Raw genomic sequence first — 23,838 nt, 5'->3', positions numbered from 1 at the left:
GGTTTTGGATCAAAACGCTACGGAATCACCGATTCTTCAAAGCGTGATCACCTGTCCCGAATGCGGATCATCCGCCGAGGAAACCATGCCGGAAAACGCCTGCCGGTGGTTCTACGACTGCCGGTCCTGCCATGCGGTTCTCAAACCCAGGCCCGGCGATTGCTGCGTCTTTTGCTCTTACGCAACCGTGCCCTGCCCGCCGGTCCAACGAGGCAACAAGTGCTGCGGATGACATCACTTCGACACGCAATCCGGCACCCGATCAGCCACGCTTCCCCATGACCTCATCCTGAGGAGGACCATAGGGTCCGTCTCGAAGGATGGGCGGCAGGCTCTGAACGCGGGACCCGTCCTTCGAGACAGCGCTGGCGCGCTTCCTCAGGATGAGGTTGTTCAGTTGTTCGTCATTCCGGCCAGGCGACGCGCGAGCCGGGATCGGGGAGGCAAAGCGCTGCATTTGGTCACAGACCATCATTGATCTTGAACGGGTTCCCGTCATATCAAGGCAAATGACACCCCGTTTTCCTTTCCCTCCGGTTTTGGTTTTTCAGTGACGGCCGCAAACAAGCTCATCCTCAGACCTGACCTTGCAAAGCTCTATTTGTGGGCGATCGGTGAATCAGCGGTCGCGGGAGCTGCGGTAGCCGGTGTGGTTTACATGTTGCTTGGGCAACTTGATTTGAGTTTTTTCGTTTATCTGGCGATCGGGATTGCCGTTGGCGCAACTGTTCTCTTCACCTTGCGCCGGCCCAGGGCTGATACATTCATCGAACTCAGCCGGGAGGCGATCAGGTTCGTCGAAGGCCATGAGGAGCAGGTCTACGCCTGGCCGGACCTGTCCCGCTTCACGCTGCAGAAGGGCATCGTCAAGGACCGCCGGGGCCAGGAACGCATCCGAAGGCATTACCTTGCCGCCCGGTTGCTGGACGGCAACAGCACGGATCAGGACAGGGATGCGCCGGTGCAGCCCGGCGAATCGGGTCTCCGGTTTTCGGTAGACAAATACATTTCCAACCACCGGTACGCCGACCGCAATGAAGACGCGGAAGCGGCCTGCAGCTCCCCGGAACGGTTTGCAGAGACCGTCAACGCGTGGCGGGACTTCGCACTTGACCTCGAGATTGGAAGTGTTCCGACACCCACGGTGCAGGTTGACGACGACCGCGCGACCGAGTTCATGCAGAAGATCTCGATCAAGCTCGGCACCTGACGCCGCGCCCGCACCAAAAGGCGACGATTTGGCCATCCGGAAGGGCTTGCGCCGCGCGGCGAAACGGATAAATTGCCGCAAATTTTCAACGGTGCGGTAAAGCCGCCCTAGACATCGAACTGGACTTTCCCAAACATGGCGCATGGAGACATCAAGAAAGTTGTTCTGGCCTATTCCGGCGGCCTCGACACATCGATCATTCTGAAATGGCTGCAGACCGAATTCGGCTGCGAAGTCGTCACCTTCACGGCCGATCTCGGCCAGGGTGAGGAACTGGAGCCCGCGCGCAAGAAGGCCGAGATGCTCGGCATCAAGGAAATCTACATCGACGATCTTCGCGAGGAATTCATCCGGGATTTCGTTTTCCCGATGTTCCGCGCCAACGCCGTTTATGAGGGTGTCTACCTGCTCGGCACGTCCATCGCCCGTCCGCTGATCTCCAAGCGCCTGATCGAGATCGCCGAGGAAACCGGTGCCGACGCGGTTGCCCACGGTGCAACCGGCAAGGGCAACGACCAGGTCCGTTTCGAACTGTCCGCTTATGCTCTCAACCCGGATATCAAGGTGATTGCGCCGTGGCGCGACTGGTCGTTCAAGTCCCGCACGGATCTGCTCGATTTCGCCGAGAAGCACCAGATCCCGGTCCCCAAGGACAAGCGCGGCGAAGCGCCGTTCTCCGTCGACGCCAACATGCTGCACTCCTCGTCCGAGGGCAAGGTGCTCGAAGACCCGGCAGAGGAAGCCCCGAATTACGTCTTCCAGCGCACGGTTGATCCGACCGAAGCACCGGATGTCGTCACCGAGATCGAAATCGGCTTCGAAAAGGGAGACGCGGTCTCGCTCAACGGCGAAAAGATGTCCCCGGCAACGCTGTTCGCAAAGCTCAATGATTATGGCCGCGACAACGGCATCGGCCGCCTCGACATGGTCGAAAACCGGTTCGTCGGCATGAAGAGCCGCGGCATCTACGAGACGCCGGGCGGCACGATCCTTTTGACCGCGCACCGGGCCATGGAATCGATCACGCTCGACCGCGGTGCGGCGCACCTCAAGGACGAGCTCATGCCGCGCTATTCCGAGCTGATCTACAACGGCTTCTGGTACTCGCCGGAGCGCGAGATGCTGCAGGCCCTGATCGACAAAAGCCAGGAGCACGTCACCGGCTCGGTCCGGCTGAAGCTCTACAAGGGCAATGTCATTCTGGTCGGCCGGTCGTCACCCTACTCGCTCTACTCGGAAGAACTGGTGACGTTTGAGGACGACCAGGGTGCCTACGACCAGAAGGACGCCGCCGGTTTCATCAAGCTGAACGCACTGCGCCTGCGCACGCTCGCAAAGCGCGACCGGCTCGGCTGAGGAAGACCATGTCGGACCCGGCGCTCGCGAAACTGAACGACGATCTCGCGGCCGCCGGTTTTCTGTTGCTCGGCAGCTTTGAGCCATCCGCGGACGACGATGTTCCGGACATCGCGGACGGTAGACCGGCCCGCACCCTCTCTCTGGTCGGCAGCACCGGTCCGTCCCTTTGGGGGCCGCTCACATCCGCCCCGGAATACCGGGACGGCACCCCGCACCCGATGGACCGCTACACGAAACGGCAACTTACCCGGCTGGCCGCCGTCCACGGCCGCAAAGCCCTGTTTCCCTTCGAGGGGCCGCCCTACTATCCCTTCCAGCAATGGGCGCTGAAATGCGGTGGTTTTTCCCAAAGTCCCCTGGGCGTGCTTGCCCATGAAACCTACGGACCCTGGACCGGGTTCCGGGCCGCCCTTCTGTCGGCCGACCCGGTCATCCTGCCGGACCGCTCCGGGGAAACCGGTCCCTGCGAGGACTGCCACGACAGGCCCTGTCTCACCGCATGTCCCGTGAGCGCCATTTCCGCGGAAACCGGCTACAATGTATCCGCCTGCAAGGATCATCTTAACAAGGGCCCTGAGATTGCCTGCTGGTCCGGCTGCCTGGCACGGCACGCCTGCCCTTACGGACAGGACCACAAACCCCATCCTGACAACGCGCGGTTCCACATGAAGAGTTTTGTCGGCGCTTGAGAACCGGAAATCTGTGGCTCGGCCGGAGCCTAGGGTCAGGACCCACTAATTTGGTTGAATTGGTAGGGATGAATTTGTTCGGATACGAGGCGCAAAGCTGCAGGAAACCGTCCGGTTTCCAAAGATTTGCAACGACGTTGCCGGGCATATTCACCCTATCCCTCAGGGACGCAAAAACGGCTTCGATCTGCACCGTCAAACCGCTCAACCGGGCAGGAAGTCCGCTTATCGCGGTTTTCCTTGCAGCTCATTGCCGTTTGCTGCGCCAATTCAACCAAATTAATGGGTCCTGAGCCTAGTCCGCGTATTCCAGCCTGACCACCCCGTCCTGATCCGGACAGGTCGCGAGTGCTTCCAGCGCCGTGCGGCCGTCGCCCAGCGGTGCGTCCGGCCAGATTTCCGCAAGCGGGATGAGAACGAAGGCACGATCCCCCATTCTGGGATGCGGCACGTCGAGATTGTCTTCCTGCACCTTCCGGATACCGTAGATCAGCACATCGACATCGATGATACGCGGGCCCCAGCGAATGTCGCGGACACGGCCGAGTTCCTTCTCAACACCAAGACAACGCTGCAACAGCTCCTGCGGGCTCAGATAGGTATCCACCACGACGCAGATATTGAGGTAATCGTCCTGCGGAACGGGTCCCCAGGGTGGCGTCCGGTAGTCCGACGACCGTGCGACCAGCGTGGTGCCCGGGGTTTGCTCGATCAGCCTTACCGCGGCATCGAGATTGGCCCTGGGGTCTCCAAGGTTGGAACCAAGCCCGAGCGCGCAGCGTGTCGGGGCATCGGCGTGAGTATCGGCGTGAGTATCGGAAAGTGTCATTTCAGGAAGCGGTCCGTTCAAGTCGCGTTGCTTGCAGCATACGCACGCAATCCGCATGTGGACCGACATCATGTGCACGCACGATGGCCGCCCCTTTCAAAAGGGCTGTCATGTGGACGGCCATCGATCCATGAAGCCTGTCGTCGGTCTCCACATTGAGGACAGCGCCGATCATCCGTTTGCGCGAGGCGCCCGCCAGGATCGGCTGGCCGTGTTTCTTGAGATCTTCGAAGCGGTTGAGGATGAGAAAGTTCTGATCGATCGTCTTGCCGAACCCGAACCCGGGATCGAGGATCTGTTTCTCTCGCGGAATGCCCGCGCTCTGCGCGAGCCGTAGCGACGTCTCGAAGAACCGGTCGATATCGCTCATGATGTCGATGGCAGCGTCCGCCTTTTCCCGGTTGTGCATCATCACCACATGCACCCCAGCCTCGGCAACCGTGTCGGCCATCAGCGGGTCCCGTTGAAGACCCCAGACATCGTTGACGATCACGGCACCGGCGGCACAGGCGCGCCGGGCGATTTCAGCCTTGTAGGTGTCGATGGAAACCGCAATGCCGAGGTCGCAGACCGGTTCGAGCACCGGCGCAAGTCGTTTCCATTCGTCTTCCAGCACGACGGGCTCGGAGCCCGGCCGGGTGCTTTCCGCGCCGACATCAAGAATGTCGGCCTTCTCGGCGATCATCGCCCTGGCGTGCGCCAGAGCGGCCTGTTCTTCATTGTGCCTGCCGCCGTCCGAAAAGGAGTCGGGCGTCACGTTCAGGATGCCCATCACGTGTGCGCGGTCTGTTGGCAGAACGTAAGTAGCGGCTTTCGCCATCGCGAGATCCCTTTTCTGTCCCGATGGACAGATGCCTTCTCCAGCAGACAGCGTCAAGCGCGCGGGACCGTGCCCGCAAAAAATACGCCTCCACGCGGGGCAGGCTGGCTATTCGGCCGGTGCAAAGCGCACCGCCCTGTTCCGGAAGTGAAGGTAAAGCCCGATCCCGACGATCGGCATCAGGGGCAGAACCGTCGCCAAGCCGACTAGCGGGTCACCGAGAGCTGCGACGATCAGACCGGCGAGAATGCCGCCGCCGAATTGCATGAACCCGGTCATGGCCGAGGCAGCCCCGGCGATGTTGGGGAACGGCGCCATGGAATCGGTGAAGCTCGCCGGCAGGACGAATGCCAGCGCGAACACGAACAGGGCGACCGGCCCCATGACGGTCAGGACGGTCGGCTCCATCGTCAGGCTCAGAACGCACATCAGCGTCGAGGAGACCACCCAAAGCATCATGCCGACGGGAACGAGCCGGCGCGCTTCCACCACCTTGAGCAGCCTGCCCGTGACAATCGTACCGACAATGAATGAGCCGGACTGGATGATCATGGCCATGCCGAATTGCGACGGCGACAGACCGACATCATTCATCAGAACGAAAGGCAGGACATTTGCGAGCGCATAAAGCCCGCCGAGACCGCATCCGATGAGTATGCTCGGCGCAAGAAAGCGGGGATCCTTCAACAGCGTCACGTAGTTGGTGACAAGCTGCCCGGGATTGAGATGATGCAGCCCCGGATTGGGATTGGTCTCCACCTGAAAGGCGGCAACACAGACCATCAGCACCGCACCGTAGATCACCATGCACCAGAACACTTCCCGCCAGCTGAAAAGCTCCAGGACGAAACCGCCGATAGTCGGCGAAACGGCAGGACCCAGGGCCAGCATCATCGCGATTGCGTTCATGATGCGCGCCGATGCCTGCCCGGTAAACTGATCCCGGACGATCGCGCGCGAAACCGAGATGCCGACCGCTGCCCCTATGCCCTGCAACGTGCGCGCAACGAGCATGAACTCGACGGTCGGCGCAAAAGTCGCCAGGAAGCTGGAGGCGAGATAGAGGCTGAGGAAGGCCAGCGTCGCGCGCTTGCGCCCGAAGGCATCGGAAAGCGGGCCGCATATCAGCTGGGCGACCGCGAAGCCGGCGAAATAGGCGATCAGCGTCAGCTTGATCGCCGCCTCATTGGTTCCGAAAACAGCCACCAGCACAGGCATCGCCGGCGTGTAGAGGGCCATCGATATCGGCCCGATGGCAACAAGCGCCGCACCGAGAAGCGACGTGCGCCGCGCACTCATGATGGCTGTCTGAGCAGTCACTTGCGGCGCCCCGGAAGTTCCTCGGAGATCAGGCTGTCCTTCATCACCTGAAGCAGCGATTCCAGGACATCCCTGTCCTTCTCGGCAATGTTCTCCAGCGCGGTCGCGCGCACCGATTGCAAGGCTGTTCCGATCCGTTCCAGGAGCGGGTCGGCTTCTGCCGTCAGTTCAACCAGTTTCGCGCGCTTGTCGCGTGGGTCCGGGCAACGCCGGATCAGCCCGGCCCGTTCCAGTGAATCCAGATAGCCGACCAGCGTCATCGGTTCAACGAACATGATATCGGCAAGCGCCGCCTGACGATGTCCCGGATTGCGCCACACGTAAAAGAGGGTCCGCGCTTCACCGACGGTCAATCCGGTCTCGACATCGGCCAGCGCCGCCTCGAAGCGCCGCCTGAGCATGCGCGCGAGATCGACGACCAGCATTGTGACGCTTACATTCGGGTAGGCGATCGTCATGGGGACCAGCAGCTTTTATTAATAAGGTTTCCTTACGAATTAGAGCCTGGCGGCGATGCTGTCAATGGCGGGCGGCAAGACAGGCGGCACATGTGATCCGCCGCATGACTGCATTGCATTGCACAATTGCCGCTATCCACGTATAAAGGCGCCAAATTCGGCGCTTATGCCGATCCCAGTTCAAAATTGTCCAGACAGACTGCGGGTCCCAACCGGGCCCGCTCTGTCTTTTGGAGCCACACATGAAACTTCGCAACATTGCCATTATCGCGCACGTTGACCATGGCAAGACCACCCTGATTGACGTCCTGCTCAAGCAATCCGGCGCGTTCCGCGACAACCAGCGCACGGAAGAGCGGATGATGGATTCCAACGACATCGAACGCGAGCGCGGCATCACCATCCTCGCCAAGGTCACCTCACTGGTCTGGAAAGACACGCGCATCAACATCGTCGACACCCCGGGTCACGCGGATTTCGGCGGCGAGGTCGAGCGCATCCTGCACATGGTCGACGGCGTGATCTTGCTCGTCGACGCCGCCGAGGGGCCGATGCCGCAGACCAAGTTCGTACTCGGTAAGGCGCTGAAACTCGGCCTGAAGCCGATCGTCGCGATCAACAAGATCGACAAGCCGGAGCAGCGCGCCGACGAGGTACTGGACGAAGTGTTCGACCTCTTTGCCGCGCTTGACGCCAACGAGGACCAGCTCGACTTCCCGGTTCTCTACGGCTCGGCGAAACAGGAATGGATGGCCGAAGAACCGGACGGACCGCAGGACAACATGGATCCGCTTTTCGACATGGTGCTGGACAAGGTTGCGCCGCCGGAGGCCGATCCGGGCGAATTCCGCATGCTGGCCACCACGATCGAGGCCGATCCCTTCCTTGGCCGCATCCTGACCGGGCGCGTCGTTTCCGGAACGGCCGTGCCGAACATGCCGATCAAGGCGCTGGCGCGCGACGGCAGCCAGGTCGAAGCCGGCCGCGTCTCCAAGATCCTCGCCTTCCGCGGCCTGGAACGCCAGCCGATCGAACAGGGCGAGGCGGGCGACATCGTCGCGATCGCCGGCATGGCCAAGGCCACTGTTGCCGATACCCTGTGCGCACCCGGCATCGACGAACCGCTTCAGGCCCAGCCGATCGATCCGCCGACGCTGTCCATGACCTTCCGCGTTAATGACAGCCCGCTGGCCGGAACCGAGGGCTCCAAGGTGCAGTCCCGCGTGATCCGTGAAAGGCTGATGAAGGAAGCCGAAGGCAACGTTGCCCTGAAGGTGGAAGACACGGACGAGCCTGACGCGTTCATCGTGTCCGGGCGCGGCGAATTGCTGCTGGCGATCCTGATCGAGAACATGCGCCGCGAGGGCTTCGAACTCGGTGTCGGCCGCCCGCGTGTCGTCTACCAGTTCGATTCCGCCGGCAACCGCCTGGAGCCGATCGAAGAAGTCATCATCGACGTCGACGAGGAGCACTCCGGCATCGTCGTGCAGAAACTTCAGGAGCGCAAAGCCGATCTTCTGGAAATGAGACCGTCCGGCGGCGGGCGCACGCGCCTGGTGTTCAACGCGCCGACGCGCGGCCTGATCGGCTACCAGGCCGAGCTGCTTTCCGATACCCGCGGCACCGCCATTTTCAACCGCATCTTCCACGGTTACGAAGCCTACAAGGGACCGATCCAGGGGCGTCACACCGGCGTGCTCCTGTCCAACGGCACGGGCGAGGCGGTTGCCTACGCACTCTTCAACCTGGAAGACCGCGGTCCGATGATGATCGATCCGGGCACGAAGGTGTATCCGGGCATGATCGTCGGCGAGCACACGCGCGGCAACGATCTTGAGGTCAACGTCCTCAAGGGCAAGCAGCTCACCAACATCCGTTCCGCCGGCAAGGACGATGCCGTCAAGCTGACGACGCCGATGAAGTTGACGCTGGAAGCGGCGCTCTCCTACATTTCCGACGACGAGCTGGTGGAGGTCACGCCGACATCAATCCGTCTGCGCAAGGCGGAACTCGACCCGCATGCCCGCAAGCGCGCGGAACGCGCCGCCAACAAGGCATCGGCGTAACGCCGGAAGGTCCTGAGCCGACCGAAAGCCCGGGCAATCGCCCGGGCTTTTTTGTGCGCTCACACACCCCAAGCGCCAGTCCCGGTTTGCCGCGCAAGCGGCATGACCGGGATCCGGTATTCGTTGCGCCTGGCGACGGCAAACGTCACGCGGGCTGAAGATTACTGGTTCCCTGCCTTCGCAGGGATGACAAGAACGAGACCTGGTCTGTTCAAGCCACCCGAAACCACCCCGCCTTCGTCTTCCCGGGCTCAGCGCAGCGCAGATCCGGGACCGGAGAGCCTGAGTGTTGGCGCGTGACGGGACATGGCGGCTCCCCGATCCCGGCTCGCAGACAGGGCTTGCCTCAAATGCAAAAGCCCCTCAGCCGTCATTGCCGGACCTGATCCGGCAATCCATGCCGTTTCGATTCCGATTTCACGGCTGTGCATCACCGGCCGTTCGCGGTATGGATTGCCAGATCAAGTCTGGCAATGACGGTGGTGAGGCGCCGCGTTGCGGCCGGGGGGCGCAGCCGCGGCATCTGTCTTGATCACAGCTAGGGCCGAACCCATCAGCCTCATCCTGAGGACGCGCGCAGCGCTGTCTCGAAGGACCGGCGGCACACACCCTTCAGGTGGCCGGTTGGATTTCACCCTACCCCCAAGGTCTGACTTGCCTGTGTGCGCTGCAATAGGCTCTAATCGCGCCCAACAAACCGGATCTGGGAGGGATCGTTGAGCAAGACCAATCGCGGCAATTTTTTCGAGGACTTCGAGATCGGCCAGGTGATCCGTCATGCGACACCGCGCACCGTAACGGGCGGCGACCAGGCGCTCTACACCGCGCTTTACGGGTCCCGTTTCGCGGTTCAGTCTTCCGATGCTTTCGCCCGGGCGCTCGGCTACGCCCATGCGCCGCTGGACGATCTCCTGACCTTCCACATCGTCTTCGGCAAGACGGTACCGGACATCTCGCTGAACGCCGTTGCCAATCTCGGCTATGCCGGTGGCCGCTTCCTGGCGCCCGTCTATCCCGGCGACACCCTGTCGACCATTTCCGAAGTGATCGGCAAGAAGGAAAACTCCAACGGTAGGACCGGTGTCGTCTATGTCCGGTCCACCGGCTATACGGCCACCGGGACGGAAGTCCTGGACTATGTCCGCTGGGTGATGGTCAACAAGCGCGACCCGGGCTCTCCCGCACCGGAGCCGGTTGTGCCGGACCTTCCGGCCGCCATCGACCCGCATGCGCTCGGCACGGCCGCGCCGCTGCTCGATACGGCAAACTGGGACAACGCCCTTTCCGGATCCGAGTTCCGCTTCGGCGACTATGCGGTCGGTGAGAAAATCGATCATGTCGACGGCATGACCGTCGAGGAAGCCGAACACCAGATGGCCACCCGCCTTTATCAGAACACGGCCAAGGTGCATTTCAACCAGCGCACGGAGGCAAAGGGGCGCTTCGGGAAGCGCCTGATCTATGGCGGTCACGTGATTTCGCTGGCCCGCGCGCTTTCCTTCAACGGCCTCGGCAACGCCTTCCACATCGCCGGCATTAACGGTGGCCGCCATGTTGCGCCGCTGTTTTCCGGCGACACGGTCTATGCCTGGTCGGAAGTTCTCGACGCGTCCGAGATCGACGGACGCCACGATGTCGGCGCGCTGCGCTTGCGGCTCGTGGCCACCAAGAACCGCCCGTGCCAGGATTTCCCGCTCAAGGGCGAGGATGGCAAGTATCTCGACGACGTGATCCTCGACTTCGACTACTGGGCGCTGATGCCGAAATAGCTTTTGGGCCCGCAAGGCGCTTGCAGGTGACGGGGGCCCGGTTCCCGGTTACCATGAGGGCCAAGGAGGCCGGTCATGCTGACGACGCTCTCGGCACGGGAAACGAAGCTGGTATTCGCCATCATGCAGGACATGGTCGCGATCCGCGAGGCGCACGAGCTGCGGCTGCAGCTGGGGGAACGCCTGCTTGATCTCTTCCAGGCCGATCATTTCGCGTCCTACACGTGGCAGAAGGATGCGGGCGATACCGGAGGCGTTTTCCTCAACATGGACGAGGACAACCTCGCCGCCTACGAAAGCCACTTCCAGTATTGCGACCCGATCACGCCGCGTTTCCGCATGTGCCGGCGCGCCACCCATTTGAACCAGGTGATTACGCGCGATGACTTCCTGCGCACCGAGTTCTTCAACGACTTCCTGGCGCGCGACGGCCTGCGGCATGGAATGAACTTCCACGCTTATTCGGGTGTGAACCATCTCGGCGATCTGCGTATTTGGCGCGGACAGGGCCGCGAAACCTTTCAGAAGCGGGACCTGGATCTGCTCGATGCCATCGGCACGGCCTTCGGCAATGCCCTTGGCAACCTGCGCCTGGAAGAAGACCGGCTGCGCGAAACCGATCCGCAGCGACGCTTCCTTGCCTGGGCGGAAAAACACGGACTGACGGCAAGGGAAAAGGACGTGCTCGGACTGCTCAGCATGGGCAAACGGGACCGCGAGATGGCGGCCGATCTCGGGGTCTCGGCAACGACGATCCGGTCCCACCTGAAGGCGATCTTTCAGAAATCGGGCACCGGGAGCCGGGCGGAACTTCTGGCCAGCCTGAACGGGCCTCACGCCCTGCAATAAACGGTTTCCCTCCTCATTTTGGAGGATGCGGACATTCGGAATTCGGCGTTTGCTGTGTACTCTTCCAAAAGAAGGGGACCACAAATGACCAGGCACTTCCTACCGGGCCTTCTGGCAGCAGCAGCGCTTCTCACCGCGCCCGCCGCCACCGCCCAGGACATCACCGACCTGACCGCCGCGGAAGCGGCAAAGGCGATCGCCGACGAGAAACTGACCGCAACAGAACTGGTAAACGCGCTGATCGCAAGGACCGGTGACGATCCGGGCAACGTCTATATCAGCTTCGACAGCGAGGGCGCAGCCGCGGCTGCAGCCGCGGCCGACGAGCGCGTTGCCGCCGGGGGCGAACTCGGTCCGCTGCATGGCGTGCCGATTGTCGTGAAGGACAACATTGCTTCAAAAGGACTGCCCACGACAGGCGGCACGCCTGCGCTGAAGGACTGGTTCCCCGCCGAAGACGCCCCGGTCCTTGCAAAACTGCGGGACGCCGGTGCGATCCTTATCGGCAAGACCAACCTGCATGAACTTGCCTTTGGCATCACCTCCAACAATGCCGCCTTCGGCGCGGTCGCCAACGCCTATGATGCGGACCGCTTTGCCGGCGGGTCCAGCGGTGGCACCGGCGCTGCCGTCGGCGCACGCCTGGCACCGGCCGGCCTCGGCACCGACACCGGCGGCTCCGTTCGCATTCCCGCTGCCCTCAACGGTGTATCCGGCCTGCGTCCGACGGTCGGACGCTATCCGCCAGGCGGCATCATCCCGATCTCGGCAACCCGCGACACCGCCGGACCGATTGCCCGGTCAGTAGCAGATCTGGTTCTGTTCGACACGGTCATCACCGGCACTGACAAGACTATTGCACCCGCCGATCTGAGTATCGTGCGCCTTGGCGTTCCATCAGTCCTGACCGAAAATTTATCGCCTGAAACGGAGCGGCTGTTCAGGGAAGCGCTCGCCACGCTGGAAAAGGCCGGTGTGACCTTGATTGAGGTCGATATCAGCAGCGAACTGGACCTTGCGGCCAAGGCCGGCTTCCCGATCGCACTCTGGGAGGTCAGGCGCGACCTTGCCGCATTCCTGGAAAAAAGCGGCAGCGGGCTTACGCTGGAAGACGTCGCCGCCGGGGTGGCAAGCCCGGATGTCAAATTCGTCTTCGAAAACCTCGTGCTTGGCGATCAGGCCATTCCGGATGAAGTCTACGCGGCCGCCGTGACCGATCTCAGGCCCCTGGTGCAGTCGGGCTATGCGGAAGTCTTCGCCGAAAACAGGCTGGATGCCCTCGTCTTTCCGACGACGCCGCTCGAGGCCCAGCCGATTTCAGGGTCGGACATGACGGTCTCGCTGAACGGGGAAGATGTGCCGACATTCCAGACATTCATCCGCAACACGGACCCGGGCTCGATCGCCGGTATTCCGGGCCTGTCGCTGCCGATCGGTCTGACGGCGGACGGATTGCCGGTCGGCCTTGAACTCGACGGACCGGCTTACAGCGACCGGCATCTGCTCGCACTCGGTCTCGCCGTCGAAAGCGCATTGCCAAGCATGCAGGCACCTAGATAGCGCGTATCTGCAAACGATCCGATGTCATTTGATATCTTGCGAAATCCGCGAACCCTGGCCGCTCAGGTCAGGGTTTGGCACCCGGAACAACGTCCGTCGTAATCGGACCGACACTGGCCTCGGCCTCGGTCGTTTTCGAACCGAAGGGAACCCACCGTTTCAGGAAACGTCCGGCCGCGCTGCCGCTGGACTGTTCCTGCGGGGCAAAAGCCGTTTCGACAGCCGTCTCGCCGGTTTCCCCATTTGTTTCGACCGGGGCGCTTGCTGCTGCAACAGCACTTGCATTCCCGGCAGAGGATGCCGGCTGGTCGGCGGACGGGATCGTGGCCGTCGTGATTTCAGCCTCGTCGCCACTGTTGCCAAAGACTTCAGCAATACGCTTGTTGCGATCTTCGCGGCGCTGCTGGCGCTCTTCGCGGGCATCGAAACGTGCCGCAAGCTGCTGGAATTTTTCGTCGTCCTTGCTCTGCTTGGACGCAACGGCTGACGAGATGCTCGGATGCACCTGGTATTCCGGGCATTTGGCGCTGGCGCGGAACGGCACGCCTTCGACAAGCGTCGTGGCGTCAAAGACATATTTCTTTTCGCAGACCGAGACTTTCGGCGGCTTCTGGGTCACTTCGAAATGATCGTAACCGGTCTTAAGCATGTTCCAGTAGTCGAGATGCTCGCTGTCGCGGTGACGCGCCATGTTTTCCGGTGTCATGCGGAACGGAAACGCCTGGACCTGGAAGGACTTCTGACCACCCTTGAAGCTGTCGCGGGCAAGCGCGTAGATGTCCTCGACCTGCTCGTCCGTCATGGCGTAACAGCCGCGCGAGGAGCACGCGCCATGCACCATCAGATGCGAACCGGTGCGGCCATGCGCGCGGTCGTACCTGTTCGGATAGCCGAGGTTGAAGGCCAGGTGATAGCTGGAATTCGGGTTCATCAGCGCAGGCGTGATTTCGTAGAAGCCCTCGGGCGCCTGCCGGTCGCCTTCCTTGAACTTCGGACCCAGCTTTCCGGACCATTTGCAGATCTCGAATTCTTCAAGCTTCTTGTATTTGCCGGTCCTTGTCTGCTTCCAGACCTCAAGCTCTGACTCTTCCTTGAAGATGCGGATCATGATCGGCGACGTCGAACTCATGTTGAGGTCGGTCATCTTGCGCTTGATGGAATCGCTGACCGGACGCAGGTGCTTCGGCCCGGCGCCGAACTCGTCGGCCTGGCAGGCCGCCAGCACGCCGGCGGCAATCACCAGCGATCCGAGCCTTGCCGCTTTTCCGGCACCGTTTCCGGTGACCCGCTTCTGCAGCGCGGCTGGCGTTTTCAATCGGCGCCCAAAGACCATCTTACTATCCCGAACTGAGTGGAACCGGAAACGTGGAAGTCAATTCCCGTAAAATCGTTTCTGGTTCCCTGCGTCTCGCCCCCGCGCAAAGGCTAGGGAATGTTAGTTGACGATAAGTTACTGAAACCCGCCTGCCCCTGCGAAGCAAATTCCGGTGATGCAAACAAAAACCGGGGCAATTGACCCTTCAATTGCCCTAACTGTGCCTGAATGCAGGCAGAATCTGGCCACACAATGGCAAAAATGCCCGCTTTTTCAATTGCGGAGCTGAATCCGTTGCTGGCTTTCTCGTGAAGATACGAGATTTACCTTAGGTCATACCCTCATAAAACAGACCGCAATGGTATGACCTAGGTCAGTGTCCGGCCGATCGCGATGAATTTGTCGCGTCTCTGCTTGCGGATTTCTTCGGGGCTCAGACCGGCCAGCTCTTCCAGAGCCGCCTCGATGGACTTGCCCGCAGTGTCGATGACGATCTCGCGCGCCCGGTGCGCGCCGCCGACGGGCTCGACGATGATGTCATCGATGACACCCAGCTGCTTGAGATCCTGAGCCGTGATCTTGAGTGCGGTCGCTGCATCCTGCGCCTTGGCGCTGTCGCGCCAGAGGATGGACGCTGCCCCTTCCGGCGAAATGACGGAATAGATCGCGTGCTCCATCATGAGCACCTTGTTTGCCGTCGCAATCGCGATCGCACCGCCCGATCCGCCCTCGCCGATCACCACGGCAACGGAAGGCACACCCAGTCCGAGGCCGACATCCGTCGAGCGCGCAATCGCTTCCGACTGGCCGCGTTCCTCGGCACCGCGTCCCGGATAGGCGCCGGACGTATCGACGAAACTGATCAGCGGAATACCGAAACGCTCGGCCAGTTCCATGATGCGCACGGCCTTGCGGTACCCTTCCGGGCGCACCATTCCGAAATTGTGTTTCAGGCGCGTGTCGGTGTCATGTCCCTTTTCCTGCGCGAGAATGGCAACCGACTGACCCCGGAAACGGCCGATCCCGGCCAGCAGCGCATGATCTTCGGCAAACTTCCGGTCACCGGCCAGCGGCGTGAAGTCTTCCACAAGGCCGGCCACGTAATCGACCGCATGCGGCCGGTCAGGATGCCTGGCGACCAGTGTCTTCTGCCAGGGCGTGAGCTTGGAATAGAGATCCTGGAGTGTCTGGGCGGATTTCGCGTTGAGCCGCTCGATCTCGTCGTCGACATTGACTTCCTCGCCATCCTCGGCTGCGATGGCCCGCAGCTCCTGGATCTTGCCTTCAATATCCGCGACGGGCTTTTCGAACTCCAGATAGCTGTGCATGTACTTGTTTACCCGAAACAACCCGGCAGGCCGGCTTGTGACGGGCCGGTCCGGAAAACTGACTGTAAGGTGCTTGCGCGCCCCAATGGCGTAATGTGGAGCGCTGTAACAAGAGACGCAAGGGGGCGCAAGTCTCCGCCCCGGTCAAGCGCGGCAAATGTGGTTGGCGTTGTTAACGCCGCGCGGCCTGGTCGCTGCCTGCGCCGTCAATTGTCAGCTTGGTCGCCTCCACGAGCAGGCGCCCGTTCTTGGTGTCGATGGCAATGCGGTAGGGAATGAGGACATTGTCCCGGCCCATCGGGGCGATCCAGACTTCCATGTTCGCCTTTGCCATGTATTTGACCGACTCCTTGGAGGGACGGTGTCCGGCGACCGGCACCCAACGCGCCTTGCAGACGACCACCGTACCGTCATAGCCGCGTCCGGAGACTTCTTTGGTGCCTTCGTAGCTCAGCTTGATGTCGAACCGGGTCCATCCGTCAAAAATGGGAAGCTTGCGGGAGCAGGCTTTCGGTCCGAAACTGTCCTTTGACCGCTTGACCGGCATCAGCGCGGCGCTGAGAGGATCGATCGCGTTCCGCTTGTGGCGGTTGGTGATCTTGATCCGTTCCTTGTTCGGCTTGAACTGGGGCGCGACCTCCATGGAGCGGATATTGCGCGAGCCCTGGTTGAGATTGACGTAGAAATCGAGATTGGCCGCTTGCGAGGCCATCCGGTACTTGGACGGCACCACCTTCGAACCGACCAGCCAGCCGGACGCTTCCGCGCCGCCTTTCCCCGTCGAGAACAATGTTCCGATACCGGCGGGCGCGACCGTGACCTTTGCCGAATAGGCATTTCCCTGCATCACGAGCGAGAGCGTTCCGCGCCCGATCTTGAAACCGGCGAGCGAGATTGCGTAGACACCGCCGACGCTGTTCTTTTTCGCCTGGGCGGGCGAAACCAGCAGCGCTCCGGCCAGCAATGGAAGGACGACGAGGCGTCCGAGTGACGACAGACCAAACACTTCAACAAACCTCCACGCTGCCCAACCGGCAACGATCCGCGCCCCGTGCCAATATGTTCCGTACAGTCAACACTAGCATGAAAATCGTCCTGGGAACCGCATCAATCATTCTAAATTATGGTAACTCAGTGGTTAACGCCGTGTACCTGTGCGAATAAAACCACAGAATCGGCTCCTCGGGCAGGACATGTCTTGACGTTCAAGCGCACTGCCATTATAGCGGGGCAACTTTTTCCGAGAAATGCCGGAGACGATGTCGCCGGACCTAAGGTCCGCGCCGGTTCCGGTTTGGACTTGCTGGGTTCCATGTAACGGCCCAGCCACGAAAACAAAAGGTGATATCATGGCACGCCGTTGCGAACTCTCCGGCAAAGATGTGATGACGGGCAACAACGTCTCGCACGCAAACAACAAGTCCCGCCGCCGGTTCCTGCCGAACCTGTGCAACGTTTCTCTCCTGAGCGACACGCTTGGCGAGACCTTCAAGTTGCGCGTCAGCGCCCATGCCCTGCGCTCGGTCGAGCATCGCGGCGGCCTGGATGCCTACCTTCTGAAAGCCGCCGACAGCCAGCTGTCCGATGCGGCCCGCAAGATCAAGGTCAGCATCAAGCGCAAGCAGGCCGAAGCGGCAGCTGCCTGATCCAACCCTTTCGGGGCAAATGAAATGACGGATACCCGGAGCTTCTCCGCGGGACATCACGCCATCGCGATCGCCGCGATGGCGCTTGTCGTTGCGGCCTCCAATTACCTGGTTCAGTTTCCGGTCGAGCATGTCGTCGGCGGCGTCAACCTGGCCGACACGCTGACCTGGGGCGCATTCACCTATCCGATCGCCTTCCTTGTCACCGACCTGACCAACCGCCGCTTCGGTCCGTCTGCGGCGCGCAAGGTCGTCATAACGGGTTTTCTGCTGGCAATCGTCTTTCCGATGATCTTCTGGGTCTTCAACGAAGCCTTCACCACGCCGCGTATCCTGATCGCTTCAGGCACCGCCTTCCTGGTCGCCCAGCTGCTGGACGTCACCATTTTCGACAAGCTGCGCCGGATGACCTGGTGGAAGGCACCCATGGCGTCCTCGCTGATCGGTTCGGTGATCGATACGCTGCTTTTCTTCGGCATCGCCTTTTCGGCAAGCTTCGCTTTCGTGGATGCGCTTTTCGGCATGGAAGACGGCTCGCTGGCCTTCCCGGTGCCCTTCCTTGGTATTGGCGGCGAAACGGAAACCCTGCTCTGGGTCTCGCTCGCAGCCGGCGATCTCGTGGTCAAGATCCTGGTCGCCCTGGCCCTGCTCGCGCCATACCGCATCATTTTGAACGTGTTTCAGCCCACACCCAACGGCTCTGCGGCATAGATTCAGACACACCTGTTCGAAAGCCTGCTCTCCGTTTCGCAGCATGTATGCTAAGCACCCGTGGTCGCAAAACGGAGTGCAGACATGGAAGTGACGTCTGGTGGTTGCCTGTGCGGCAAAGTCAGATTCGCCGCACACGGACAACCTTATCGTGTCGGTCTTTGCCACTGTCTGGACTGCCGCAAACAGCATGGTGCCCTTTTCCACGCATCCGCTGTCTTTCCCGAGAGCGCGATCAGGATTGAAGGCGAAACGCACAGCTATCAGGGGCGCCACTTCTGCCCTCAGTGCGGATCATCCGTCTTTTCGCACACCTGCGACGAAATCGAGATCAATCTTGGCTCGCTTGACGATACGGACCAGTTCGCGCCGACATATGAACTTTGGACCAAACGCAGGGAAAACTGGTTGCCGGAGTTTCCCGTGAAGACGCGCTATGCGAAAGACCGGCGCTCTGACCGCCGCCGCGAAGATTAGGGAATCCACGCGCCAGACGTTGACGATCAGCTTGCGGCAGTATTGCTCAATCGTTCAGGCGAAACCGCAGGAATACCGTCCGCTGCAACATGGAGCGGTTGTCATCCGACAGCAGCGTGAGGATCGTTTCGCCGTCCGTGTTCTGATGCACGGCCAGGGCTTCCATGTTGTCGATCTGGTGCTCGAAACCGGCTTCCAGGATCACCTCTCCCGTCAGTTTCGCGCCCGGCCTGATCGAGCCACCTTCGAACCTGCGCAGTCTCAGACCGATCAGGTCGCGCAGGTTGAACCTGCGTTCCATCAGCAAAAGGTCGCCATCGGGAAGGAAGGCTGCATCGGTTGCATCGAACCGGTCCCGGCGATCGATAGAAAAGCGTTCGACGCCGCCCGGCCCGATGATGAAGCCGGAAAAATCATGTGCGTCGCTCTTGCTGGATTCGGAGACGGCGATCAGCTTGCCTTCAAGCGGGCTTCCGTCCGGACCTGCGGCCAGGGACTCGAGACCGGCATTGCGCGGCAGGGACGCCATATCCTCCGGCAGGTCGACCTGTCCGATCATGCGCTCCCGGCCCGTCGCAAGCGGCCAGGGATAGTGATAGATCGCGTTCTGGTACTCTGCGGTCACATAAAGACCGGATGGAGCAAGGGTCAGGGCCTCCGTGTCGTGCCCCCAGCGGGCCCGCAGCGTTTTTCCGTCCGCGCCCAGGAGCGGCGCGAAACGGACATCCTTGATATCAAGCGGCGTGCCGTCGTCTTCCTGTTCGACGGTGGCGCGCACCCAGTGCCCGTTATCCGTGACGGCAAGAAAGGCATGGCCGCCCTCAAGCGACAGAAGCCCGGACAGACCGCCGACCTTCCTGTCGGATGCAAGCAGTTCAAGGCCGCCCAGAAACGTGAGCTTGCCGAAAACCGGATCGTCATGACCGATGTGAAAGCTGTCGATTGTCCGGGTGCGCGCCTTGACGGGCAGTCCTTCGCTCAGGACGTCCTGCGCCCGCACGATGGGCGCGTCGAGGAAGGAAACGGTCAGGACCAGAAACAAAGCGCCTGCGAAACTGGAACCGACCCGCCTCAAATGCCTCTGCCCCCAATTCCTGTCCCTAGCGGCGACCGCCGCGCCGTCTGCCGTGCCCCTGCTGAGCCTGCTGGACTTCGTCATCAAACAGATCCGCCAGCTGATCAGTCATCGCGCCGGCCAGTTCTTCCGCATCCACGATGGTCACGGCGCGGCGATAGTAACGCGTCACGTCATGGCCGATCCCGATCGCGATCAGTTCGACGGGTGACCGCGTTTCGATTTCCTCGATCACGTATCTGAGGTGGCGCTCGAGGTAGTTCCCGGGATTGACCGACAAGGTGGTGTCGTCAACGGGTGCACCGTCCGAAATCATCATCAGGATCCGGCGCTGCTCGGGCCGCCCGAGCAGGCGCTCGTGTGCCCAAAGAAGCGCTTCGCCGTCGATATTCTCCTTGAGAAGTCCCTCGCGCATCATCAGCCCGAGATTGCGGCGCGCCCGCCGCCACGGCGCATCGGCGGACTTGTAGATGATGTGGCGCAGATCGTTCAGCCGGCCCGGTGTCGGCGGCTTGCCGGCCCCGATCCAGCTTTCGCGCGACTGGCCGCCCTTCCACGCCTTCGTGGTAAAGCCGAGGATCTCGACCTTCACCCCGCAGCGCTCCAGCGTGCGCGCCAGTATGTCCGCGCAGGTGGCGGCGACCGTGATCGGGCGTCCGCGCATCGAACCGGAATTGTCGAGCAGGAGGGTCACGACCGTGTCGCGGAAATTGGTATCCCGTTCCTGTTTGAAGGCAAGCGGCGACATCGGATCGGTGACGGCACGGGTCAGTCTCGCAGTATCCAGCAGGCCTTCCTCGAGGTCGAAATCCCAGGCCCGGTTCTGCTGGGCCATCAGCTTGCGCTGCAGACGGTTGGCAAGCCGCGCGACGGCGCCCTGCAGATGCGTCAGCTGCTTGTCGAGAAACCCGCGCAGTCGGTCGAGCTCGGCCGTGTCGCAAAGCTCTTCTGCGGTGACGGTCTCATCGAACTGGTTCGTGAAGACGCGATAGTCCGTTTCGGGCCGGTTGGAAAAAGGCGTGTCCTGCCGGTCGCTCTCGCCGGGTTCTTCGGAGTCCTGCGCCATGTCCTCTTCGGCGAAGTCCTCCATATCCATGTCCGCGGCTTCGGTATCGCCCGCGTCCTGTTCCTCGCCGGACAGCTCCATTTCCTGCGGCGAGGCTTCCTGCTCACCGCTGTCGTTCTCGTCTTCCCCGGTTTCGGCTTCGTCGTTGTTGCCCTGATCCTCGTTCTCTTCCGGGTCGGTGTCCTGGTCCTGGTCACCGAGATCATCACCCATATCGAGCGACTTGAGCACATCCCGGAACCGGCTCGCGAAGGAATTCTGGTCCTCGACTTCGGTTTGCAGCAGGTCGAGTTCGGAACCGGCCTTTTCCTCGACCCAGCCGCGCCACATGTCGACGAGGTTCTTCGCGCTTTCCGGCGGCTGCTCGCCGGTCAGGCGTTCGCGCACGATCAGCGACAGCGCATCCTGAAGCGGCGCTTCATCGCGGCTTGCGATATCCGGCGCACCCGATTTTCTGAACCGGTCGTCCAGCATGACGGCCAGGTTTTCGGCAACGCCCTGCATCCGCCGTGCACCGACGGCTTCGCAGCGCGCCTGTTCCACCGCCTCGAAGATGGCCCGTGCTTCCGATCCCTGCGGCAGGTTTTTCGAGTGCACCGCCTTGTCGTGGCAGGCAATGCGCAGCGCCATGGCATCAGACAGGCCGCGCGTCACCGCAATATCGTGGGCGTTGACCTTGCGCGACGGCTCGGGCAGGCGCGCCGTCATGCCGCTGAGGCCCGGGCGGTCTCCGGAAAACAGCACTTCCAGTTCCGCCTCGCCTGCGATCGCACGCATCGTGCCGCTGACCGACTGCTTGAACGGTTCGGTCGACGGTGCAGGCTTGTTGCCTGGAAGGGTGTTGTGACCCGGACGCGGTGCCATCGGATCCTCAGCTCATCACGACGTTGACGGAGGATTCCGGCAGGTCTTCGCCAAAGCAGCGCTGATAGAATTCAGCCACGAGCGACTGCTCCATGTCGTCGCACTTGTTGAGGAAGGTCAGGCGGAAGGCAAAGCCGACATCGCCAAAGATTTCCGCGTTTTCGGCCCAGGTGATCACCGTACGCGGGCTCATGACCGTCGAAAGATCGCCGTTGATGAACGCGTTCCGGGTCATGTCGGCCAGACGCACCATCTTGGAGACCGTGTTCCGGCCTTCCTCGGTCTGGAAGTTCTTGGCCTTCGACAGAACGATATCGACCTCGTTGTCATGCGGCAGGTAGTTCAGCGTCGTCACGATCGACCAGCGGTCCATCTGGGCCTGGTTGATCTGCTGCGTGCCGTGATAAAGCCCGGACGTGTCGCCGAGACCGACGGTGTTCGCCGTCGCGAACAGCCGGAAGGCGGCATGGGGCCGGATGACGCGGCTCTGGTCGAGCAAGGTCAGACGCCCCGACGATTCCAGAATGCGCTGGATCACGAACATCACGTCCGGCCGGCCGGCATCGTATTCGTCGAACACCAGTGCGACATTGTGCTGATAGGCCCAGGGCAGGATGCCGTCCTTGAATTCGGTGACCTGCTGCCCTTCCTTGATCACGATAGCGTCCTTGCCGACAAGGTCGATACGCGAGATGTGGCTGTCCAGGTTCACACGGATACACGGCCAGTTCAGGCGCGCGGCGACCTGCTCGATATGTGTCGACTTGCCGGTGCCGTGATAGCCGGTGACCATGACGCGGCGGTTGTGTGCGAAGCCGGCAAGGATCGCAAGGGTGGTCGCCCGGTCGAACAGGTAGTCGTCGTCACGCTCCGGCACGTGTTCTGACGGCGTGGAGAATGCAGGCACCTTGAGGCTGGATTTGAATCCGAACACCTCTTCAACAGAAACCTCGGTGTCCGGCGTCGCCATGGCCGCAGTCGTCGTCTCAGTCATCAGTCCTCCGAAGTCCCGGATAACGGGATGGATCAATTGGAAATGGCCGGCAGGGAGCTACCGGCTTAAAGGAAACCAGCCTTTTTCAGAACGTTGTAGGCCTGAATGATCTCCCTCAATCGGTCTTCGGAAGATCGGTCACCGCCATTTGCGTCCGGATGATTCAGTTTTACAAGCTCCTTATAGCGCGCTTTTATTTCCGCGCCACGGGCTGTGTAAGGCAGATTGAGCACATCCAGGGACCGTTTTTCAAGCGTTAGTAGCTTTCTCTGGCGAGGTTGTCGCACCTGTTCGGCCCGCTGGCGGGCGCGGCCGCGCATCTGTGACCGCGGATCATAGCCGTCCGGCCCGTCTGCCGCCTGCTTGTTAACGCCCATTTTCCAGGTCGGCCGATGACCGGTCAGGCTGTCTTTCTGGTAGGAGCGGACGTCCTCGTCACCCATTCCGACGAAGTAATTGTAGGACTTGTTGTACTCTCTGACATGATCGACGCAGAAGTTGAAATACTGCCCCTCCCGGTCACGCCCTTTCGGCGCCCGGTGCTGGCCGGGGCGCTTGCAGCCCGGATGGTCGCACACCGGATGCGTATCCTCCGCGGCGCGCTCCTTGTCCGGCTTCACCCGGATGCTGTCGAAAAGTTTTGAGTCAAGTTTCATGCGGTCGAATATCGAACTCTATCTGTTGGCGGGCAACCCGTAGGCTGTTGCATTTCCCCGGTGTCCAAAGCTAATTTCCGGCACCTTGAACTGGCCGAAGCTAGGGTCAGGACTCATTAATTTGGATGAATTGGTAGGGATGAATTTGTTCGGATACGAGGCGCAAAGCTGCAGGAAACCGTCCGGTTTCCAACGATTTGCAACGATGTTGCCGGGCAAATTCACCCTATCCCTGCGGGACGCAAAAACGGCTTCGGTCTGCTTCGTCAAACCGCTCAACCGGGCAGAAAGCCCGCTTGTCGCGCTTTTCCTTGCAACTCATCGCCGTTTGCTGCGCCAATTCAACCAAATTAATGGGTCCTGACCCTAGACAGCCCGTAACTTTATCAGGCCTCGCGGACCCAGCAAAGACTTGACATTTCAAACTCTGACCACACGTTGAACGGCATGAGCACCAAAGACACGATCACCGCCAAGCTGACCCGCGCCTTTGCACCGGAATCCTTGAATGTAATCGACGAATCCGAGCAACACCGGGGCCATGGCGGCTGGCGTGAAGGCGGCGAAACTCATTTCCGGGTTCAAATTGCCGCGAAGTCCTTCGAAGGCATGAACCGTGTCGCCCAGCACAGGGCCATCAACGAGGCCTTGGCCGAAGAATTCGAAAACGGTGTCCACGCACTTGCCATCGAGGTCCGCTGAGACGCTGCGCGGCATGCGCCAGCATCTCCTGCGCGTGGCTTGTCACCTCAATATCCTGATAAGATGAAAACCGGC

Annotated in this window: 24 protein-coding genes; 13 read left to right on the top strand and 11 right to left on the bottom strand. The window is 61.3% G+C overall.

Going from position 1 to position 23,838, the window contains the following annotated elements; all coding sequences use genetic code 11:
- Positions 1 to 31: 31 nt before the first annotated feature.
- From ACO08A_RS12935 to ACO08A_RS12920, 4 genes are all read left to right on the top strand, one after another.
- On the top strand, positions 32 to 232 hold the full coding sequence (locus tag ACO08A_RS12935) for a GDCCVxC domain-containing (seleno)protein (protein WP_422041756.1): 201 nt from the start codon (positions 32 to 34) through the stop codon (positions 230 to 232).
- A 447-nt stretch (positions 233 to 679) separates the two neighbouring features.
- Positions 680 to 1,210 (top strand): hypothetical protein, encoded by a 531-nt coding sequence (locus ACO08A_RS12930; protein ID WP_422041433.1) that lies wholly within the window; start codon positions 680 to 682, stop codon positions 1,208 to 1,210.
- A gap of 135 nt (positions 1,211 to 1,345) precedes the next feature.
- Positions 1,346 to 2,566 (top strand): argininosuccinate synthase, encoded by a 1,221-nt coding sequence (locus ACO08A_RS12925; protein WP_319384461.1) that lies wholly within the window; start codon positions 1,346 to 1,348, stop codon positions 2,564 to 2,566.
- A gap of 8 nt (positions 2,567 to 2,574) precedes the next feature.
- Positions 2,575 to 3,258: a hypothetical protein gene (locus ACO08A_RS12920; protein WP_422041432.1), complete on the top strand. Its 684-nt coding sequence runs from the start codon at positions 2,575 to 2,577 to the stop codon at positions 3,256 to 3,258.
- 295 nt (positions 3,259 to 3,553) lie between these two features.
- Here ACO08A_RS12920 and folK read toward each other — a convergent pair whose 3' ends face one another.
- From folK to ACO08A_RS12900, 4 genes are all read right to left on the bottom strand, one after another.
- Entirely contained in the window at positions 3,554 to 4,087 is a 534-nt protein-coding gene (folK, locus tag ACO08A_RS12915) for a 2-amino-4-hydroxy-6-hydroxymethyldihydropteridine diphosphokinase (protein WP_422041431.1), read from the bottom strand.
- Between the two features lies 1 nt (position 4,088).
- Positions 4,089 to 4,907, bottom strand: coding sequence for a dihydropteroate synthase (folP, locus tag ACO08A_RS12910; protein ID WP_422041430.1), 819 nt, complete (start codon positions 4,905 to 4,907; stop codon positions 4,089 to 4,091).
- 108 nt (positions 4,908 to 5,015) lie between these two features.
- Complete coding sequence (locus tag ACO08A_RS12905; RefSeq protein ID WP_422041429.1) at positions 5,016 to 6,227, bottom strand: multidrug effflux MFS transporter; 1,212 nt, start codon at positions 6,225 to 6,227, stop codon at positions 5,016 to 5,018.
- Positions 6,224 to 6,685, bottom strand: a complete 462-nt coding sequence (locus tag ACO08A_RS12900; RefSeq protein ID WP_422041428.1) for a MarR family winged helix-turn-helix transcriptional regulator — start codon at positions 6,683 to 6,685, stop codon at positions 6,224 to 6,226. Before ACO08A_RS12900 ends, ACO08A_RS12905 begins: the two co-directional genes overlap by 4 nt.
- Positions 6,686 to 6,927: 242 nt before the next feature.
- Between ACO08A_RS12900 and typA the strand changes: the two genes are divergently transcribed.
- From typA to iaaH, 4 genes are all read left to right on the top strand, one after another.
- Entirely contained in the window at positions 6,928 to 8,751 is a 1,824-nt protein-coding gene (gene typA, locus ACO08A_RS12895; RefSeq protein ID WP_422041427.1) for a translational GTPase TypA, read from the top strand.
- Positions 8,752 to 9,467: 716 nt separating this feature from the next.
- Complete coding sequence (locus tag ACO08A_RS12890) at positions 9,468 to 10,520, top strand: MaoC family dehydratase (protein ID WP_422041426.1); 1,053 nt, start codon at positions 9,468 to 9,470, stop codon at positions 10,518 to 10,520.
- A 75-nt stretch (positions 10,521 to 10,595) separates the two neighbouring features.
- Entirely contained in the window at positions 10,596 to 11,369 is a 774-nt protein-coding gene (locus ACO08A_RS12885; protein ID WP_422041425.1) for a helix-turn-helix transcriptional regulator, read from the top strand.
- An 84-nt stretch (positions 11,370 to 11,453) separates the two neighbouring features.
- The gene (gene iaaH, locus ACO08A_RS12880; protein ID WP_422041424.1) at positions 11,454 to 12,929 is read left to right on the top strand and encodes an indoleacetamide hydrolase; all 1,476 of its coding nucleotides are present in this window, start codon (positions 11,454 to 11,456) and stop codon (positions 12,927 to 12,929) included.
- Between the two features lie 67 nt (positions 12,930 to 12,996).
- Here iaaH and ACO08A_RS12875 read toward each other — a convergent pair whose 3' ends face one another.
- The 3 genes from ACO08A_RS12875 to ACO08A_RS12865 all read right to left on the bottom strand — a co-directional run bounded on the left by ACO08A_RS12875 (position 12,997) and on the right by ACO08A_RS12865 (position 16,578).
- Positions 12,997 to 14,244, bottom strand: coding sequence for a L,D-transpeptidase family protein (locus tag ACO08A_RS12875; protein WP_422041423.1), 1,248 nt, complete (start codon positions 14,242 to 14,244; stop codon positions 12,997 to 12,999).
- Between the two features lie 368 nt (positions 14,245 to 14,612).
- Positions 14,613 to 15,572 (bottom strand): acetyl-CoA carboxylase carboxyltransferase subunit alpha, encoded by a 960-nt coding sequence (locus ACO08A_RS12870; protein ID WP_422041422.1) that lies wholly within the window; start codon positions 15,570 to 15,572, stop codon positions 14,613 to 14,615.
- Between the two features lie 172 nt (positions 15,573 to 15,744).
- On the bottom strand, positions 15,745 to 16,578 hold the full coding sequence (locus ACO08A_RS12865; RefSeq protein ID WP_422041421.1) for a DUF3108 domain-containing protein: 834 nt from the start codon (positions 16,576 to 16,578) through the stop codon (positions 15,745 to 15,747).
- A 343-nt stretch (positions 16,579 to 16,921) separates the two neighbouring features.
- Here ACO08A_RS12865 and rpmB point away from each other — a divergent pair, with 343 nt between their 5' ends.
- The 3 genes from rpmB (at position 16,922) to ACO08A_RS12850 (ending at position 18,406) form a co-directional block, all read left to right on the top strand.
- The gene (gene rpmB / locus ACO08A_RS12860) at positions 16,922 to 17,218 is read left to right on the top strand and encodes a 50S ribosomal protein L28 (protein WP_319384474.1); all 297 of its coding nucleotides are present in this window, start codon (positions 16,922 to 16,924) and stop codon (positions 17,216 to 17,218) included.
- Between the two features lie 24 nt (positions 17,219 to 17,242).
- Positions 17,243 to 17,929, top strand: coding sequence for a queuosine precursor transporter (locus ACO08A_RS12855; RefSeq protein WP_422041420.1), 687 nt, complete (start codon positions 17,243 to 17,245; stop codon positions 17,927 to 17,929).
- An 84-nt stretch (positions 17,930 to 18,013) separates the two neighbouring features.
- Positions 18,014 to 18,406 carry a GFA family protein gene (locus ACO08A_RS12850; protein ID WP_422041419.1) on the top strand — a complete coding sequence of 131 codons (393 nt, stop codon included), beginning with the start codon at positions 18,014 to 18,016 and terminating at the stop codon, positions 18,404 to 18,406.
- Between the two features lie 46 nt (positions 18,407 to 18,452).
- On the opposite strand, the gene ACO08A_RS12845 is transcribed toward ACO08A_RS12850, so the two are convergent.
- The 4 genes from ACO08A_RS12845 to ACO08A_RS12830 all read right to left on the bottom strand — a co-directional run bounded on the left by ACO08A_RS12845 (position 18,453) and on the right by ACO08A_RS12830 (position 23,061).
- On the bottom strand, positions 18,453 to 19,565 hold the full coding sequence (locus ACO08A_RS12845; protein ID WP_422041418.1) for an esterase-like activity of phytase family protein: 1,113 nt from the start codon (positions 19,563 to 19,565) through the stop codon (positions 18,453 to 18,455).
- Positions 19,507 to 21,411, bottom strand: a complete 1,905-nt coding sequence (gene cobT, locus ACO08A_RS12840; protein WP_422041417.1) for a cobaltochelatase subunit CobT — start codon at positions 21,409 to 21,411, stop codon at positions 19,507 to 19,509. The genes ACO08A_RS12845 and cobT overlap by 59 nt, the downstream gene beginning before the upstream one ends.
- Before the next feature lie 7 nt (positions 21,412 to 21,418).
- Positions 21,419 to 22,405 (bottom strand): cobaltochelatase subunit CobS, encoded by a 987-nt coding sequence (cobS, locus tag ACO08A_RS12835; protein WP_421980095.1) that lies wholly within the window; start codon positions 22,403 to 22,405, stop codon positions 21,419 to 21,421.
- 65 nt (positions 22,406 to 22,470) lie between these two features.
- Positions 22,471 to 23,061, bottom strand: coding sequence for a DnaJ domain-containing protein (locus ACO08A_RS12830; protein WP_422041416.1), 591 nt, complete (start codon positions 23,059 to 23,061; stop codon positions 22,471 to 22,473).
- 121 nt (positions 23,062 to 23,182) lie between these two features.
- Between ACO08A_RS12830 and ACO08A_RS12825 the strand changes: the two genes are divergently transcribed.
- Both ACO08A_RS12825 and ACO08A_RS12820 read left to right on the top strand, forming a co-directional pair.
- On the top strand, positions 23,183 to 23,425 hold the full coding sequence (locus ACO08A_RS12825; protein ID WP_422041415.1) for a hypothetical protein: 243 nt from the start codon (positions 23,183 to 23,185) through the stop codon (positions 23,423 to 23,425).
- A gap of 83 nt (positions 23,426 to 23,508) precedes the next feature.
- A complete protein-coding gene (locus ACO08A_RS12820) occupies positions 23,509 to 23,763 on the top strand; it encodes a BolA family protein (RefSeq protein WP_422041414.1) in 255 nt (84 codons plus the stop codon).
- Positions 23,764 to 23,838 lie beyond the last annotated feature (75 nt).

This window comes from Roseibium sp., assembly GCF_965232425.1.
In the GTDB taxonomy this organism is placed as follows: Bacteria; Pseudomonadota; Alphaproteobacteria; order Rhizobiales; family Stappiaceae; genus Roseibium.
The sequence above is the reverse complement of the archived record's forward strand: the minus strand, read 5'-3'. Positions and strand labels throughout refer to the sequence as shown.

What these genes read in the sequence shown, in the direction of transcription:
- ACO08A_RS12925 (WP_319384461.1), top strand. Translation starts at nt 1,346, where the DNA reads ATGGCGCATGGAGACATCAAGAAAGTTGTTCTGGCCTATTCCGGCGGC.
- ACO08A_RS12920 (WP_422041432.1), top strand. Translation starts at nt 2,575, where the DNA reads ATGTCGGACCCGGCGCTCGCGAAACTGAACGACGATCTCGCGGCCGCC.
- folK (WP_422041431.1), bottom strand. Translation starts at nt 4,087, where the DNA reads ATGACACTTTCCGATACTCACGCCGATACTCACGCCGATGCCCCGACA.
- folP (WP_422041430.1), bottom strand. Translation starts at nt 4,907, where the DNA reads ATGGCGAAAGCCGCTACTTACGTTCTGCCAACAGACCGCGCACACGTG.
- ACO08A_RS12900 (WP_422041428.1), bottom strand. Translation starts at nt 6,685, where the DNA reads ATGACGATCGCCTACCCGAATGTAAGCGTCACAATGCTGGTCGTCGAT.
- typA (WP_422041427.1), top strand. Translation starts at nt 6,928, where the DNA reads ATGAAACTTCGCAACATTGCCATTATCGCGCACGTTGACCATGGCAAG.
- ACO08A_RS12885 (WP_422041425.1), top strand. Translation starts at nt 10,596, where the DNA reads ATGCTGACGACGCTCTCGGCACGGGAAACGAAGCTGGTATTCGCCATC.
- iaaH (WP_422041424.1), top strand. Translation starts at nt 11,454, where the DNA reads ATGACCAGGCACTTCCTACCGGGCCTTCTGGCAGCAGCAGCGCTTCTC.
- ACO08A_RS12870 (WP_422041422.1), bottom strand. Translation starts at nt 15,572, where the DNA reads ATGCACAGCTATCTGGAGTTCGAAAAGCCCGTCGCGGATATTGAAGGC.
- rpmB (WP_319384474.1), top strand. Translation starts at nt 16,922, where the DNA reads ATGGCACGCCGTTGCGAACTCTCCGGCAAAGATGTGATGACGGGCAAC.
- ACO08A_RS12855 (WP_422041420.1), top strand. Translation starts at nt 17,243, where the DNA reads ATGACGGATACCCGGAGCTTCTCCGCGGGACATCACGCCATCGCGATC.
- ACO08A_RS12850 (WP_422041419.1), top strand. Translation starts at nt 18,014, where the DNA reads ATGGAAGTGACGTCTGGTGGTTGCCTGTGCGGCAAAGTCAGATTCGCC.
- ACO08A_RS12845 (WP_422041418.1), bottom strand. Translation starts at nt 19,565, where the DNA reads ATGACGAAGTCCAGCAGGCTCAGCAGGGGCACGGCAGACGGCGCGGCG.
- cobT (WP_422041417.1), bottom strand. Translation starts at nt 21,411, where the DNA reads ATGGCACCGCGTCCGGGTCACAACACCCTTCCAGGCAACAAGCCTGCA.
- cobS (WP_421980095.1), bottom strand. Translation starts at nt 22,405, where the DNA reads ATGACTGAGACGACGACTGCGGCCATGGCGACGCCGGACACCGAGGTT.
- ACO08A_RS12830 (WP_422041416.1), bottom strand. Translation starts at nt 23,061, where the DNA reads ATGAAACTTGACTCAAAACTTTTCGACAGCATCCGGGTGAAGCCGGAC.
- ACO08A_RS12820 (WP_422041414.1), top strand. Translation starts at nt 23,509, where the DNA reads ATGAGCACCAAAGACACGATCACCGCCAAGCTGACCCGCGCCTTTGCA.